The organism is Vibrio sp. SBT000027 (assembly GCF_963894355.1).
Lineage (GTDB): Bacteria > Pseudomonadota > Gammaproteobacteria > Enterobacterales > Vibrionaceae > Vibrio > Vibrio splendidus.
In genome coordinates, this window is record NZ_CAWQGD010000004.1 from 1419302 (window position 1) to 1433180 (window position 13879).

A 13879-nucleotide genomic window follows, 5' to 3' on the forward strand; every position below is an offset into this window, starting at 1 on the left:
GCCGACAAAAGAGCATTTAGGGCAAAGGAAAGTCACTGTTGTTGTTAGCACATAAAAATTACCCCCCTGAAGTGATTGAGATATCTAGAAAAGTCTCAATAAATGTTGAGGCTCGCTTTAATCGGTGGCTGATCTCTCCGGAGTATAAACTCGAACAATCTACGGTAGATACATTACTGAGTTTGGAAAATAGATACTGTGATAGCGTTATTTTTGATGAATCTGACCGCATATCTCACAATCAACGTATTTTATTGCGTTGTGAACAAGATAGAGTTAACGCTCATCGTGAGAAAGTCGTCGCGAAGCAACAAACACTGCGTTACGTGGTCGATGATGTAAGTAATGCAGCCTCGGAGCTTATGCTTGAGAAGCTTCAAGGGACCTTAATAAGCACATTGTTTTCAGAGCTACCAGACTACAACCAGTTCGCTAATGTTGGCTATTCGCCATCCTTAAATTTTTCTAAGCTTCATGAAATATCAGCTAAAAGTAGTGCATTGAGTTCAAGCTTAATCGAGTTTGTTTCCAATCGTGAGTTCACTGAAAAGTACGGTAAAAAATCCAAGGTAATTCTCGACCCTAAAGTTGCAGCGCGGCAAATAGGTATCGAGAACTGTCGTTTGTTGTTTCCATTGCTGATGAGCCAACAGCTTATTAAATGGAGTGATGGCAACATCAAGCACATCTCGCCTAAGGTTTGGCAGCATCTGGTAGTGACTTCAAATGCGACTCGAATTCGACTTCAAGAAACGTCGGTAAAAGATCCTAACGTCGGTATTCTACTAGGTGTTTTGAGAGTTCTGCCTTTATTCTTGATTTGTAACCACTTTTCTTCAACTTTTGAAGATGCATTGGTAAAAACGATGCTTGGCTATCGTGAAGCAAGTGACAAGCATGATGAATATTATGCTTGTACAGAGGTGATACCAAACACACAGTTTCTCGAAGTAATGGTAGAGAAATTGGAGCTTAAGCTACTAAAAAATCTCGTTGAATTTGTAGATTGGAGCCCAAGTAATCTGTTCATTAAGAGGGCGCTTCTAGAGGAAGTGAATGATATCCCCGTGCTTGAGCGAACAGTTTATGGCGCGGCTCTCGCCCAAGGTCGAAAGTTTTCTATTTTCGAAGCGTTGGATAACAGCGAATTGTTTAACGTTAAGCATCGCCCTTATTGGTTTTCCACAGTTCAAATGTCTATAACGACAATTGAACAAATGCAGGCTAGAGTGCCTGGACAACTGACGACGAACATGTAAATAAAAAGGGAGCCACATTAAATGTGGCTCCCTTTTTGTTACACTGCAACTTATGATAATTTGCTAGTTTTTCAATAATAATCAGTTGGTTGTGTTATTTTAGCTGACCACTTCGAATGTAAACGACTCTTGTTTTGCTGTTGCGTGCTTAACGGGAATACCAAGGCGTTGGCAAGTCATCAGAACTTTAAGCTTCCTGTCGGCAGGAGCGTGTTCAGAGAGGATCACAGAACTTAGGCATTCTCTATTAAGGTACAGCTTATTGCCGAGCATCTCCTTATCAGGCAACACCCAGCGATATTCCTTTTCGTAGCGCCAATTAGAATGCTTGATCTTAAATATTTCTACATCCAATTCAGATGTTTGGAATTCATTCAACGATTCTAAGTGGAATATGTTTGGGTCGTCTTCATACTGGACTCCAAAGCAATTGAGCTTGGCCTCACCATTATAACAATTGAGATCATACTCGATGCACATGCCTTTAAAGTTGTCGCCATACTGAGACCATAGTATTGGGTGGTCACTTGACTGAGAAAAACACACAACCTTGAAATCGTTCTGAAGTTCTTTGTCGAGCAGATGGTTAGACTCAAATGGGTTATTAAAGGTCTTAGCGTAATCAAACCATAACGAACATTCGGCAATAGATTGTATGTTTCTGTCGTGGAGAGATCTGAACTTATAAAGTTTAGGCAACATATCAAACACCTAGTTTACAACATTGCTTGATGTTAACACTTTAATTCATAGCTCATACCCGAATGCATAGCATTTGATTGCTCAATCACCAAATTTATTGGCACAACTGTTTGATAGATCAAAATTTAAACACGAAATAGTGACCGGTTTAAGTGGTTTGTTTTGTATAAAGGCTAACCTTTCAAGTTGTAGCTTTTAAGGAAGATACAACGTAACTTTATTTATGGTTGAATTATCTTGTTAAAGTAGAGGTTGAGCAGGGAAAGGGTAAATAGGTGACCAAGATTAAAGCCGAACTTTAAAAGGACGGCTTTAATTGTATTGAGCCTACGAGTGAATCAAGTTTAGAAGTGGTACCTAGCACCTAAGTAAGCGGTTTGGGGTGACACGTCGATGGATTCTATTTCAACGTTTGCATAGCGGTAACCAATATGGATGTCGATGTTGTCTGTCACTATCGCACCAAGCTCAGCTCCAACTTGGTAGGCTGCTTCAGACTTAGAGCCTGAGACTCCAAAAGCTTTCGCTTCCATATCCATAGAGCCAACACCGGCTAATAGAGATACATACAGATCTAAGACGTCACCTTGAACAATAAACTTTGGTTTAATGTTTACGAAGAAAGTTTGGCCTTCAATATCCATCAAGTCGCTATAGCTAACTTTTCCGATTTTTCGGTACTCGGCCTCTAGTCCCAGTTTGACGACATCGTGTGTATTGAATTCGTAGCCTCCAACCAAGTTATAGCTAAAGTCTGATAGGTCAGATGAATCTTCAATGGCGCTGCCACGATATTCTAATTCAGTTTCATTATAAAAGCCGATATCAACACCAGCATAAAAATGACCATAATCTCTAAGTGAGTTTTCGGTTTGACTAGCAAGCGCCTGCGAGCTGATGCCAAAAAATGCGGTGAATAGTGATAGGGCGATTGTACTGATTTTCATGCAAAGCCTTCTAAGATAGTAAGTTATTCAATTCCAGAATATGTTAACAAACAGCAAGTACTCTAACTAATTGAAAACTCGTCTAAATATCTAATTTTAAAGACTTGTTGGTAATAGAAGTGTCATTATCGCAGTTGTGACACAAAGTACTACAGTCCAGACAGTAGTACTTTGTGTTGAACTGTAACTTATTGTCAACCAAGCTGTTTATAGAAGTACGTTTTGAATGGAAACGTCTGGCAATAATGACTGTTGAGTATCAAGTAAATCAAAGGTAGTGGTTCGGATTGGCATAGCTATATCTATGCGAAAAAGAGTAACCAAGTCTTTTCAGTCTACAAATGCAGATTCTGTCTCACTAAATCTTTCATCAATGAACACCAATGTTGGTGACTGGTTCATGTCAGTTACAAGCGTTGATAAAGATGAAAACCACAACGTAAAAATCTATGGGCCATATGAGACAGATCAGCAAGCAATGGAACATGCTCGTAAAACCTTGTCAGTAACAACGTTCAGAATCTCTGTATGAGCCCAGAAAGCCCCTCAAAAACAAACCAGCCCATGTCAATCCCATTTTAAAATGTCCTCATTTGCCCCAAATAGAAATGTCCCGTTATTAGGTCTTTCGACTGGAGGCTTTGAATGGTTCGGTGAGCACTGGGTTGATGGTTCGAGGGGCAGTTTGAAGGGCTCTTTGTTGTGCACGGCGTTTGGGGGCTTTCTTACTGCGGGTTCGTTGCTGTTGTTGTTCGAATTCTTCTTGTTGTTGCTGAGCAAACTTTAAAACTTGGCCGAGGCGTTTGTTGTCGACGATTTGGGTTTGTTGAACGTGCTCGAGTTTGTCGAAGGTTTTGAATTCGAGTTTTCGATGCCCGTATTGGATGGCGATTTCACCGTTTGGGTAGTCGAGTATCTTGACATGTTCGTGCGCTAGTCGGCTGTTTTCTTCAGTAGGTTCAATGAGATAAATCACTTTATCGTATTGAAATGTCAGCGACTTTGAGAGCTTGCGGGTTTCTTGCCAACTGAAAATATCGTCGAGTTCTTGCTTGGACTCTCGAACCGGACGATGCATGTCTTTTGGGTATTGAGCGGGCTTAGCAAAGCGATGGTTAAAATCGGCGGTGAAGTAGGGAAGCCAGGCGTTGGCTTGTTCGATGGTGTCGATACCTTGTAAGCGCATCTCTTTAACCAGCCGGTCTTGCAGCGTGAGGTTGGCTCGCTCAACGCGGCCTTTGGCTTGGGAGCTGTTGGCACAGATGAGTTCTATGGCCAGTTCTTTCAGCACGCGCCCGTATTGAGTTTGGCCAACTTGTTTGTGTTTCTCCTGATTCACTCGAAAAATTGAGTGCTTGTCACTGTAAAACGCGATGGGTTTACCGTGCTCATTGAGGTATTCACGCGTCGCCAACATGTAGTCAAATGCGGATTCTGTCTCGCTGAATCTTAGGTTCATCAAACGGCCAGTTGCATCATCAATGAACACCAATAGGCAACATTTGTCGCTGCGGCCTTCAAACCAGTCATGATGGGAGCCGTCAATTTGGATAAGTTCGCCCAAGCAATCACGACGGTAACGAGGCTGATAGACTCGAGGTTTGCGTTGTGAATGTGGAAGCCACAGTCCGTCGGCGATCATCCATTGACGGAGTGTTTCTTTAGAGACGGATAGATTGTGTCGTTCAGTCAGTTTTTCCAGAGCGAACGTTGGTGAGAAGTCAGAGTAATGCTCACGGATAAGTTTCAGTATTTCAATTCTGAAATGTTCTGAGTAGCGTCGATTACTTGGGCGTCCACGCGCTGCGTGTGTAAGACTTTGAGCGCCAAGAGAGACAAGTTTGTTTACCAAACGTCGGATATGACGCGCAGACAGATTCAAAATGATAGCAGCGTCAACTTGGCGTAGTCGTTTTTCACGTACGTCAGTAAGCACCTTGAATCGCTGAATATCTTTTTCACTCATAGTAATAAGCATCCGGATAACTCCTAAGCAGACCAATATAGGTAAGCTTAGGAGGACATTTTAAAATGGCTCAAACCGGACATTACTAAATTGCTCTAACAGCCCAAGTGCGTATTATGTCTGCTTATGTTCAATCGTGCATATCTCCTTGAATCAGTGCAACCTCTTGTATTTAGAGGTTTTATCATTGAAGTATCGCGAAATGAGTAAGAATTACATTTTTCGAGAGTTAGAGTGCCAAATGACCAAGGAAGAGGTCGCGGAACTGTGTTTTAAAACTGTGAGAACGGTCACGGGATGGGACGAAGGAAAACCAATACCTCCTGAGTGCAAAAGACTAATGAGAATGGCAAAAGGTCGAGAACTAAGCATTAGCGAAGACTGGATACAGTTCAAAATGTTATACGACAGTATGGAGTTGCCTACAGGCCAAGTGGTGAGGCCGCAACAAATCTTAGCAGGGATTGCGCTTTTGGGGATTCAATCTGAGTTAGAGATAAAAACTTCAACACATTTGTTAAAGCTAGCCAGGGCAATTAACAAAATTAAGAAATAAAAAAGGCTCCATTGGAGCCTTATCTTTGCAAATACTACGGTAAAACGTTTGGGTGTTTTATTTGTAGAGGTAGATGCATAGGAGAATGCTCGCCAATGCCTACTAATCGATAATGATGTGGGTTTTCGATATGTAAATGCACTACCCAGTTAGATGTGAATTTTCCATCATTACCTTTGCCATTATAAGACTCCCAACCTATATGGTAATGATATAACCTATAATCATTACAAAGTTCTACTGTATCTTGATAGTAAGAGCTTGATTTATCTACACGGTCTGACTTTCTTACAGCTCCGTCTAGCATTCCACCCCAAAGACCATATTTTCTGATTGTATTTTCAAAATCGTCAAGGAGAATTTGGAATTGAGTAGGCTGTGACAGGTATTGTTCCATGTACCAGACTGTTTGCTCAATAGTCTTTAGCTTGTGCAACTTTTTCTCTCATCCATTTCAGTTTTTCTTCTCTAGTCTTAAACACTGGCACAACGTGAGATTGGCTTTCTAGAGCAGCTTTCATCGTTGAGGGTTCAAAAGAGACACCTCTCGTTGAAGAGTATGTAAGGTTTAAATCTTGAATTTTCATCATGGTAGCCATAACTACTACTCCGATTACTGATAGCTTGGTTTCGTTTGTTAATTATATAAGCAGGTGAAATTTAATACCAGTTTAAATTAAATTGAACAGAGGCCACAACAAATATTAGCAGGGATTGCTTTATTGGGAATTCAGTCTGAACTAGAAATCAAGACTTCAACTCACTTACTTGGGCTTGCTAGAGCGATTGCAAAAATCAAGAAATAGGACTAGAAAAGTATGGTTTTCTCAAGGCCAATTCAAAGCTTAGTTACGCTGATTCGCACGAAGTGATCTTTGTTGGTAAGGTGGTTTTGGCTGGAGTGAAGACACGTCCTGTTTAGATATCCAGTCCTCCTTTTTGGTCATATCAAGGAGAAAGAAGCCGGGCTCATTGAGTCCGGCTTTCTATTACTCATAAACACTTGTTAGCTTGCATCCCATACACGCTCAAGATCATTCCAATTTTTAATACATAAATCATTAATGAAAAGTGAATCATCAGTAAACCTACCTGAACATTTCTTGTTGCTAAGTGGAAATTGTTTCATCAGTGTACAATCGAATTCTGATAAATTGGCTTTGACATTAAACGACAATATAGCAACTTTTAGGGAATCGTCTCGCTTCTGCTCTAAACTAACGCTTAAGTTTTCCTCATCGTGCTCGCCGATTGTTTCATATGGTTCAATCGTAGTATTTACCATTCTATCTAAAAAAATATCATTCAATACATGAATTCGTTTATCGTTAATTGGGTTCATATGACTCTCCGTTTCAGCCCTTGTTTCAATATTTAAATGCAGAAAACTCCGCCTAGTACTTAGTTAATGCAATTCTACTAATAATCTTCCTTTATGAACAATGCCTTATACATATAAATGAGCTTGTTGAATCAAAGCATAAAATTAATCAGCTTAATTCCGAAGTAAGGAACTAGCGTGCAGCTTGCAACTAGAGCAGGGTTGTGTGAGTGCTGATAGCTATGTCGAATTTACCCCCGTGATACAACACGGGGGTTGCTGCCCACAGCGTCGCGCTCGCTGTTCAGCTCTCACGACTCACGCGAAGCTGTGAGCAGAATAGAAAAGAGTTGTTAGTAAGATGGGTTGCAGTAGCAAAAAGCCCCACTGATGTTGTGAGGCTCTGCTAGGGTGATCTTGGCAATGTGAAGGGATAGTGATGTGGTTTCATCAAGTCAGTTACGCTTCGCTGCTTTTCGGGCATTTGGGGAAGTCATACCCAAGAACTGTATCGAGTGCCCTTATCCCTGCGGGGCGAGTATGTCATTTTTTGACATACCACCGTTCAAGTATGTCATTCGTCACATGCTGAAGATATCGACAGACCTTTGAACGTCTTCGACTCTACCACTCATCAAATCGTTACTCTCAGAAGCGATAGCAACGCCACTCGATGTAGGTGGACACGTTAAAACCCTCGACACTGTTTTAGAGCGCACTTGAATCAAGCAATCATCAAGCAATTCGAAGCGGTAGCCGTAGCGGTTCAATACAGCCGAGCGTATATAAAAGGTGTCTACACCTTTATCTATCCTAAAGACAAAATCCGAATACTCACCAAAGCCCTTTGGATAAACCGTTCTACTTACTGACGTAAGATAGACCGCTGTAGAGCCGTTGAATACGGGAAAAGCATCAAAGAAAGGATTCACAGCATCAGGAAGACTTTCAGCAGAAGCTTGAGAAGTAGCATTGCTAGAACCCACCCGAACAGAACTTTCCCCATCTTTGATAGGAACATTTTCAGATACTGGAAAGTTAACCGGAGTAGATAGAGCAGGCGAGTTGGTAGAGGCAGCTGGCGCATCAACCGTTTGAACTTCACCCACATCAGAATCAGATAGTACATAAGATAAATCCCATAGAAATTTGCCAATGGCCGCGACCCCAATAATGATCGCAAGAATGAATTTTGGAGACTTCAAAACCGAGATATCAGATTTAGTAGCGTTAAAGCCTCCGGTTCCTGTGGACTGATAAAGCGCGAACACATCAACAGGAACTTTCTTGGTGGTACTACTGGCCATGTCGGCCTTAGTGGAGGGAGCTGTCTTAGTGGATTTTGGAGGGTGGTTAAAAATCCTAGGCTTACGACTTCGAAAGAATGTATCTGTTGAGCGGTGAGAATAAGCTTCACCGGCACACCCTTTTAACCAAGTGGGGATTGCGGTGTAATCAGGTGTAAGCATGACAATATCCCATTGGTATTTTCTATGTCGCATGAAGGCACCGTAGAAGTCGAACGGGTAGAGCAGTCTGTTATTTTCATCGAGTTGGGTTCGTTCACAATCATCAACGTCACCGACTTCAAACGAATCAGGGTCAACCGGAAGCCAACGAGAATAGAACAGTTCTGAAAAGTCTTTGGGTAGGTAATCTACGAACTCAGAAAAGGGTTTTTGTAAGAATTTCTCACGCTTAAATCCTGCTTCGGGACAATACAAATCCTGACACTCATCAATCACAACGAATGCACCAAGAGGCATCCAGTTGAACCAATTTTGCCAGAGCATTACCCCCTCAGAAGATCGTGTAAAGATCCTAATTAAGCGTGCTGAATCTGGAAACTTTTCACCTAACAATTCTTCGATAGATTCTTTAGGTTTCAAGCCCTCAATATTAGTGACAACGATACGACCCTCACGCAAAGCAGGGAGGATTTCGAACCATGTGACATAAGCGGTTTTATAAGCCCCGTTAGAGCCATGACGAAAGGAAACAGCCATATCACCACCCCATAATTCTAAGCACAAATGCCGTAGCAAACGCATCAACAACAATTCGAACTGAATCAACAATGCCGAACTGGTAACAGGCAAAGCGTAAGTCTGAGGGAAGCTTGTTAAAGGCCATGTTCAAAACCGTGTAGACCTCATATTCAGAAAGCAGCAAAGAGGCAACGTTATAGGCCATTTCTAGCATTTGGATTTTTAGGTAGATATAGAGCTTAATGAACCAAAACCATGCGTATGTGAACACGTCCAGAAACAAGTCCGGTATGGTGGCGAAGAAGTCGTAAATACTGCCAAAGACAGAAACAATGTAATCAAGTGCGCTGTAGAAATATTCCATGATTTATACCTTAGAGCGACCAGAGGAAAGCAAGATAAAGCCAGCTAATAGAGTGGCGATGAATAAGATAACGGTTCGAATCATATTGCTATTGTTGGAGCCTAAAGTGCTGAAAAGATTGAAACCCACATCAACATCCCATCGACTAAGAAAGAAGCTTGTACCGTCATATGAGCCGTCAGAGAATGACATTTGACCGAGCTTCAAAGGGGATTCCTTTACCTTACTTTCAAGTGTTTTTTCTAGGTCATCAATTTCAGTTTTTAGATCATCAACTGCTGTGGTGAGTACAGTGTTAGTCGCGTATCCATCACCTTGCCCTGGAGCGCTGAATGATCCTGATTTTCCAAAGACATCTTCAAGAACGTCTTTGATATCTCCCTTAGTGAGACCTTCACCATTATTAGAACTGCCGCCACCAGTAGAACCGTTACCACCAGTAGAACCGTTACCACCAGTAGAACCGTTACCACCAGTAGAACCATCACCACCAGTAGAACCATCGCCACCAGTAGAACCATCGCCACCAGTAGAACCATCGCCACCAGTAGAACCATCGCCACCAGTAGAACCATCACCACCAGTAGAACCATCACCACCAGTAGAACCATCGCCACCAGTAGAACCATCACCACCAGTAGAACCATCACCACCAGTAGAACCGTCACCACCAGTAGAACCATCACCACCAGTAGAACCATCGCCACCAGTAGAACCATCACCACCAGTAGAACCGTCACCACCAGTAGAACCATCACCGCCAGTAGAACTATCACCACCAGAGCCTTCTGAATCGTCACATGATTCGCCTGTGTAGGTGAAAACGCCATAAGGAGGAGTGGCAGCAGGGAAAAAAATGTCTGAATTAGCCTGACAAGAGTTTCTACAAAGTGTCGCAACGTCGCGAGTCCCTTCAGGGAAGGTAACAGTACCTAAACTTTTGCCCTTCATTGATTTGCATGTCGGTTCATCTATCCAAGCTACATTTGCGACTACTACACTCTTATAGTTGCCTGTCGTGTTGTAGACTTGCTTGGCATAAACCTTTCCTGCTGATACCCAAGATGTTTCTTCGTAATGCCATTTTCTAGCGGTATCTCCGTTACATGGGTTAGAACCTTCGGTATAAGTTTGGCCTTTTGAGTAAGAGACGTTGCACCAATGGCCAGCGGTCACAATGTTAGTGACTTTGTAGTAGGCAAAGCTATAAGGACTCATTGCCAAGGTCAGAAAAAGCAAAGATATAGAGTATTTTGAATACACAAGTTACCCCCAATAAAAAAGGGAGCCGAAGCTCCCAATCAATCAACCTGCTATGACTCCGGTGTAAACCCCATAAAGGAATGAGGCACACATTAAAGAGCCAAGAACAACGGAGACAATCATTACTTACGGAGCCAAGCGACAACCATACCTAGACCGAAACCAAGTGCAGCGATACCAATTACACCAGAAGTAGTAAGACTGACCATAGATTTACCCGCATCGACAGCGGCAGTGATCGCGGTTTCATTTGCACCTTCAGCGAACGCAGAGCTAGAAGTAAGAGCGACAGAAGCAACAAGGATTTTATTGCTAACCAATTGACGTAATTTCAACATAATAATTTTCCTAAATGGATTAACGAAAGTGTTTTAATACACGGCCTAGAACATGACCACCAACAAAGGTTGCCAAGCTCTGACCGACAACGAATTCATACAAAGATTTGTCGAATTCAAGTAATGACCAATCAAATTGACCATCAACCAAGTGCGTTAACTGTTCTTTAGAGACCAAGACATACTCACAAACATCCCCCGATGATTGTTGCAAAATCCCATCAATAACAGTCACACAAATAGACATAGCACCTAAGACCTAATTACTTAGCTTTCATAAAGTTATCGAAGTGCTTTTTAATTTCTTCATCAACAGGAACAAGCTTGGTAACCAAGATATCGAGTGGATCATTTGGGTTAGCGCCAAAGCTCAGTTCGTAGTCACGGTTGGCAACAAAAGCGCGAGATTGGATAAGCTGACGAGCGTAGGCCACATCAATTTTCAACGCTTGTTTGTTGTAAGGGATGTCAGTCGAGTAACCGATACCCGTTTGCTGAAACTTCTCGTTATCGACTTCTTCAACGGCACGTAGGACAGACAATTCCGCAAATTCCATGTTGGATTTAGGGAAACGCTTGATAGCAATACCAGTTATTGTAGGCATATTCTTGACTCCAAAATTTCGATTTTCTGTTTAGTGTATTCGTCAGGAATACCCAACGAGGTTTCAAAGTTTGCGCGTCTATGGTGCGTAGGAATGAGCATTCCGAATGCTTCACCCAAGTCACCCTCAGTCATTGCCACAACTTCAGATAGAGCTTTGCCACATTGGCGACGAACCCAAGCAATGCGAGCGAAGAACTCAAGACCCGCTTTTTTCTTGTTAAGCTCAATCTTCATTGGTTCAGCTGGGTCGATACTGGCGGAGAAGTCACACAGACCAGCAAAGGCCGAAGCAGGCGAGGCGAGTAGTGCCAAATCGCACTTCTTTAATTCCACTTCATTGCGGTACCAAATCACTTCAGGGTCAGCGATGTTTTGCTCGAACTTCTTGTTGTACACACGCCAGTAGATTGCAGAGGTACGAGAGCCAACAAGAACGGCTTCCTCTGATAATTCACCGGATTGTGAAACGCGCTTATGAGGAACCATTGTGGGACCACGTCCACGAGAAGCAGTGCGAAATGCTCCCTCATAAAAACATTTCTCAGCATACTTACAGTCAAAGATTCCGGTGTAGTCATCCACGCAGAGATCTAAACGGGCTAGGCGAGTGATACCCAAAAGTGACAACCACCAATGCACCTTTTTGTGTGTGGTGAAGTCAAACAACTTAGCGCAACCCGTACCATTGATTTGCACGTAGACCGTATCGTTGTTACCACCAACACCAACCAGACCGCATTCAACCGTTCCCGTAGAATCGTAAATCACCATTGAATCTTCATAGCCATGTAAGCCACGGCCACGCATCGGAGAGATACGGAAGTTAAAGACTTTAGACATGAACTCATCAAACCTATCGGCTAAAACCTTGCGACATTTGTTACGGTGTGACTCAATTGATTTCTCTATCGCTTCTGGTGAGTTAAGGCGACCGTTAACGGTTTGCTTTTTAAACTCAGGAAACTGCATGTTGATAAAGTCTTGTTCGTTCGAGCTGTCCAAATGTCTAAGCGAGCCATACGAAAACGAAAAGGCTAGGTGATCCACTTGAACCGGACGAATCTCATCATGAAACTTATGTGGTTTTTTAGATGGCATGGAACACACCCTTAACCAAAAGCTCTTGGTAGTTCTCGTCGGTGATTTCAACAATCTGAAATGACACCATGCCGTAATGAACTTCCATGAACTGGAAGAACTCACGCTGAGACTTAAAGAAGTTATGACCCCAAGGAAAATAAGCGTTGATGCCGTGATTGGGTTCGTTGTCGAAGTAGATTGAATCCATGATTATTTACCAACAAACAAAGGAGTCGTGAGATCTAAAGGCTCTTCAAGCAGGCCTTTAACAACATGAACAGAAAACGTTTTTCCTTTAGATGTAAGGATGTCGCAAACTTCACGAACATCATCTGAAAGAGCTTCGGACGTGAAGAACTTTGAACCCGCAATATGCCAAGCCGTTTTAACATGCTGACGTTTACCAAAACCGCAAAAGAATCGAGTGCCTGATTTGGTTTGAACAGTAATGACTAGAGCCGATGAGGTATTCATGATTAACGCTCCAAACCGTAGAACGCGCAGAACTGTTCAAGCTCTTGGTCGTTATCAAACGTAAGCGTGAAAGAGTCTTCAGAGTTATAAAGCGGATTCTTATAGCTGACAGTGTGGAAAAGTTCTTCACCGATAGTGCGTTGGCCAAACTCAAGTTCGCTAACAAGGAACTCAAAGCAGATTTCTAGTGGTGAGTTATGAAGAGACACGGACGCGTGTGTGAAATCTGGATAGTTAGAGAAGCTGACGTGTTCAGATTTGAGCACAGAGCCGTATTGAATCGATTCAACTGTAAACATAACAACCACCTTGACTGATTATTGAGAATTGGGATTGACCGTCTAAGTTGAGCTATAAGCGTCAAGGGCGAACAGCCCAGACCTAGACAGTCAAAGTATTGAAACAAGGAAGCTTGTTTCGCTGAGGGAGATTATAGGCACGAAAAGTTGTGCCTGTTAAGCACGGAAAATCATGCCTAATCAGCTAGAATGTACCTAAAGGGAGAATGTCTTATGTATCAAAATGAACTGTTAGATGCCTACAAAAAGGCTCAAAACTACGTACAAGATAAGCAGATTGCACATGATTTGAATCTACCGAGACAACGGATTGGTGAAATGCGAAAAGGAACTCGCTATATATCTGATTCTGAAGCAGTTTTTCTAGCAGAAAGCGCAGGTATTGACCCTGAGATGGCTTTGTTAGGTTGTCACGTTGACCGCAACGATAATCCACAGATTAAACAGCTATGGGAACACATAGCAAAAAAGTGCAACGGGCTAGGATTAAAAACAATTTCAATGACTTGCGCAGGATTAGCATTGATGGCGACCACCCCAGTTGACCCCACGATTCAGTGCGTATTATGTATATTATGTTAAATTGGCTTTAGCGTTTATAAGGCAGGTATCTTTGTGTGATGCCCTGCCTCTTGTTTATCTACCAAATTGGCGTTCTATTTAACAGTAAGGCTATTTACCATAAAATACCTAATAAACATATATCCTAATCTTC

General features: G+C 42.3%; 20 protein-coding genes and 1 pseudogene. 5 read left to right on the top strand and 16 right to left on the bottom strand.

What is annotated here, in order from left to right; translation table 11 throughout:
• Positions 1–38 precede the first annotated feature (38 nt).
• Positions 39–1259 carry a hypothetical protein gene (locus AACU28_RS15900; protein WP_017088516.1) on the top strand — a complete coding sequence of 407 codons (1221 nt, stop codon included), beginning with the start codon at positions 39–41 and terminating at the stop codon, positions 1257–1259.
• Between the two features lie 99 nt (positions 1260–1358).
• Here AACU28_RS15900 and AACU28_RS15905 read toward each other — a convergent pair whose 3' ends face one another.
• Together AACU28_RS15905 and AACU28_RS15910 are read right to left on the bottom strand one after the other, a co-directional pair.
• Positions 1359–1961 (bottom strand): DUF2971 domain-containing protein, encoded by a 603-nt coding sequence (locus AACU28_RS15905; protein WP_121603210.1) that lies wholly within the window; start codon positions 1959–1961, stop codon positions 1359–1361.
• 344 nt (positions 1962–2305) lie between these two features.
• Complete coding sequence (locus AACU28_RS15910; RefSeq protein ID WP_121603211.1) at positions 2306–2908, bottom strand: porin family protein; 603 nt, start codon at positions 2906–2908, stop codon at positions 2306–2308.
• Positions 2909–3308: 400 nt separating this feature from the next.
• On the opposite strand from AACU28_RS15910, the gene AACU28_RS15915 reads away from it, so the two are divergent.
• On the top strand, positions 3309–3440 hold the full coding sequence (locus AACU28_RS15915) for a hypothetical protein (RefSeq protein ID WP_259462820.1): 132 nt from the start codon (positions 3309–3311) through the stop codon (positions 3438–3440).
• An 87-nt stretch (positions 3441–3527) separates the two neighbouring features.
• Here AACU28_RS15915 and AACU28_RS15920 read toward each other — a convergent pair whose 3' ends face one another.
• Positions 3528–4874, bottom strand: coding sequence for an ISNCY family transposase (locus AACU28_RS15920; protein ID WP_121602780.1), 1347 nt, complete (start codon positions 4872–4874; stop codon positions 3528–3530).
• 187 nt (positions 4875–5061) lie between these two features.
• Between AACU28_RS15920 and AACU28_RS15925 the strand changes: the two genes are divergently transcribed.
• Positions 5062–5430: a phage protein gene (locus AACU28_RS15925; RefSeq protein ID WP_121603213.1), complete on the top strand. Its 369-nt coding sequence runs from the start codon at positions 5062–5064 to the stop codon at positions 5428–5430.
• 34 nt (positions 5431–5464) lie between these two features.
• Here the strand turns inward: AACU28_RS15925 and AACU28_RS15930 are convergent, their stop codons facing one another.
• Positions 5465–5827 (bottom strand): hypothetical protein, encoded by a 363-nt coding sequence (locus AACU28_RS15930; RefSeq protein WP_121603214.1) that lies wholly within the window; start codon positions 5825–5827, stop codon positions 5465–5467.
• 16 nt (positions 5828–5843) lie between these two features.
• A complete protein-coding gene (locus tag AACU28_RS15935) occupies positions 5844–6029 on the bottom strand; it encodes a hypothetical protein (RefSeq protein ID WP_121603215.1) in 186 nt (61 codons plus the stop codon).
• Positions 6030–6119: 90 nt separating this feature from the next.
• Between AACU28_RS15935 and AACU28_RS15940 the strand changes: the two are divergent.
• Positions 6120–6236: pseudogene (locus tag AACU28_RS15940) on the top strand (regulator); the annotation flags it as partial.
• 200 nt (positions 6237–6436) lie between these two features.
• On the opposite strand, the gene AACU28_RS15945 reads toward AACU28_RS15940, so the two are convergent.
• The 11 genes from AACU28_RS15945 to AACU28_RS15995 all read right to left on the bottom strand — a co-directional run bounded on the left by AACU28_RS15945 (position 6437) and on the right by AACU28_RS15995 (position 13164).
• The gene (locus AACU28_RS15945) at positions 6437–6772 is read right to left on the bottom strand and encodes a hypothetical protein (protein ID WP_121603216.1); all 336 of its coding nucleotides are present in this window, start codon (positions 6770–6772) and stop codon (positions 6437–6439) included.
• A 560-nt stretch (positions 6773–7332) separates the two neighbouring features.
• On the bottom strand, positions 7333–8757 hold the full coding sequence (locus tag AACU28_RS15950) for a zonular occludens toxin domain-containing protein (RefSeq protein WP_121603217.1): 1425 nt from the start codon (positions 8755–8757) through the stop codon (positions 7333–7335).
• A 1-nt stretch (position 8758) separates the two neighbouring features.
• The gene (locus AACU28_RS15955; RefSeq protein WP_019351056.1) at positions 8759–9103 is read right to left on the bottom strand and encodes a hypothetical protein; all 345 of its coding nucleotides are present in this window, start codon (positions 9101–9103) and stop codon (positions 8759–8761) included.
• A gap of 3 nt (positions 9104–9106) precedes the next feature.
• Positions 9107–10321, bottom strand: coding sequence for a hypothetical protein (locus AACU28_RS15960; protein ID WP_183091198.1), 1215 nt, complete (start codon positions 10319–10321; stop codon positions 9107–9109).
• Between the two features lie 167 nt (positions 10322–10488).
• Positions 10489–10704, bottom strand: coding sequence for a hypothetical protein (locus AACU28_RS15965; RefSeq protein WP_019350626.1), 216 nt, complete (start codon positions 10702–10704; stop codon positions 10489–10491).
• Positions 10705–10723: 19 nt separating this feature from the next.
• Positions 10724–10951 (bottom strand): hypothetical protein, encoded by a 228-nt coding sequence (locus tag AACU28_RS15970; RefSeq protein ID WP_019350627.1) that lies wholly within the window; start codon positions 10949–10951, stop codon positions 10724–10726.
• A 16-nt stretch (positions 10952–10967) separates the two neighbouring features.
• A complete protein-coding gene (locus tag AACU28_RS15975; RefSeq protein ID WP_019350628.1) occupies positions 10968–11309 on the bottom strand; it encodes a DUF1293 family protein in 342 nt (113 codons plus the stop codon).
• The gene (locus tag AACU28_RS15980; RefSeq protein WP_065606962.1) at positions 11297–12409 is read right to left on the bottom strand and encodes a replication initiation factor domain-containing protein; all 1113 of its coding nucleotides are present in this window, start codon (positions 12407–12409) and stop codon (positions 11297–11299) included. Before AACU28_RS15980 ends, AACU28_RS15975 begins: the two co-directional genes overlap by 13 nt.
• The gene (locus AACU28_RS15985) at positions 12399–12599 is read right to left on the bottom strand and encodes a hypothetical protein (RefSeq protein WP_016793342.1); all 201 of its coding nucleotides are present in this window, start codon (positions 12597–12599) and stop codon (positions 12399–12401) included. The genes AACU28_RS15980 and AACU28_RS15985 overlap by 11 nt, the downstream gene beginning before the upstream one ends.
• Positions 12600–12601: 2 nt before the next feature.
• Positions 12602–12865, bottom strand: a complete 264-nt coding sequence (locus tag AACU28_RS15990) for a hypothetical protein (protein WP_102441572.1) — start codon at positions 12863–12865, stop codon at positions 12602–12604.
• Positions 12866–12867: 2 nt separating this feature from the next.
• Positions 12868–13164 carry a hypothetical protein gene (locus tag AACU28_RS15995; RefSeq protein ID WP_121603218.1) on the bottom strand — a complete coding sequence of 99 codons (297 nt, stop codon included), beginning with the start codon at positions 13162–13164 and terminating at the stop codon, positions 12868–12870.
• Between the two features lie 213 nt (positions 13165–13377).
• Between AACU28_RS15995 and AACU28_RS16000 the strand changes: the two genes are divergently transcribed.
• Entirely contained in the window at positions 13378–13746 is a 369-nt protein-coding gene (locus tag AACU28_RS16000; protein ID WP_048612089.1) for a DUF3693 domain-containing protein, read from the top strand.
• Positions 13747–13879 lie beyond the last annotated feature (133 nt).

Excerpts from the sequence above, each read along its gene's own strand:
- AACU28_RS15985 (WP_016793342.1), bottom strand. The coding sequence starts at position 12,599 with ATGGATTCAATCTACTTCGACAACGAACCCAATCACGGCATCAACGCT.
- AACU28_RS15960 (WP_183091198.1), bottom strand. The coding sequence starts at position 10,321 with ATGAGTCCTTATAGCTTTGCCTACTACAAAGTCACTAACATTGTGACC.
- AACU28_RS15965 (WP_019350626.1), bottom strand. The coding sequence starts at position 10,704 with ATGTTGAAATTACGTCAATTGGTTAGCAATAAAATCCTTGTTGCTTCT.
- AACU28_RS15995 (WP_121603218.1), bottom strand. The coding sequence starts at position 13,164 with ATGTTTACAGTTGAATCGATTCAATACGGCTCTGTGCTCAAATCTGAA.
- AACU28_RS15935 (WP_121603215.1), bottom strand. The coding sequence starts at position 6,029 with ATGGCTACCATGATGAAAATTCAAGATTTAAACCTTACATACTCTTCA.
- AACU28_RS15975 (WP_019350628.1), bottom strand. The coding sequence starts at position 11,309 with ATGCCTACAATAACTGGTATTGCTATCAAGCGTTTCCCTAAATCCAAC.
- AACU28_RS15945 (WP_121603216.1), bottom strand. The coding sequence starts at position 6,772 with ATGAACCCAATTAACGATAAACGAATTCATGTATTGAATGATATTTTT.
- AACU28_RS15930 (WP_121603214.1), bottom strand. The coding sequence starts at position 5,827 with ATGGAACAATACCTGTCACAGCCTACTCAATTCCAAATTCTCCTTGAC.
- AACU28_RS15905 (WP_121603210.1), bottom strand. The coding sequence starts at position 1,961 with ATGTTGCCTAAACTTTATAAGTTCAGATCTCTCCACGACAGAAACATA.
- AACU28_RS16000 (WP_048612089.1), top strand. The coding sequence starts at position 13,378 with ATGTATCAAAATGAACTGTTAGATGCCTACAAAAAGGCTCAAAACTAC.
- AACU28_RS15920 (WP_121602780.1), bottom strand. The coding sequence starts at position 4,874 with ATGAGTGAAAAAGATATTCAGCGATTCAAGGTGCTTACTGACGTACGT.
- AACU28_RS15980 (WP_065606962.1), bottom strand. The coding sequence starts at position 12,409 with ATGCCATCTAAAAAACCACATAAGTTTCATGATGAGATTCGTCCGGTT.
- AACU28_RS15915 (WP_259462820.1), top strand. The coding sequence starts at position 3,309 with ATGTCAGTTACAAGCGTTGATAAAGATGAAAACCACAACGTAAAAATC.
- AACU28_RS15910 (WP_121603211.1), bottom strand. The coding sequence starts at position 2,908 with ATGAAAATCAGTACAATCGCCCTATCACTATTCACCGCATTTTTTGGC.
- AACU28_RS15970 (WP_019350627.1), bottom strand. The coding sequence starts at position 10,951 with ATGTCTATTTGTGTGACTGTTATTGATGGGATTTTGCAACAATCATCG.
- AACU28_RS15950 (WP_121603217.1), bottom strand. The coding sequence starts at position 8,757 with ATGGCTGTTTCCTTTCGTCATGGCTCTAACGGGGCTTATAAAACCGCT.
- AACU28_RS15955 (WP_019351056.1), bottom strand. The coding sequence starts at position 9,103 with ATGGAATATTTCTACAGCGCACTTGATTACATTGTTTCTGTCTTTGGC.
- AACU28_RS15990 (WP_102441572.1), bottom strand. The coding sequence starts at position 12,865 with ATGAATACCTCATCGGCTCTAGTCATTACTGTTCAAACCAAATCAGGC.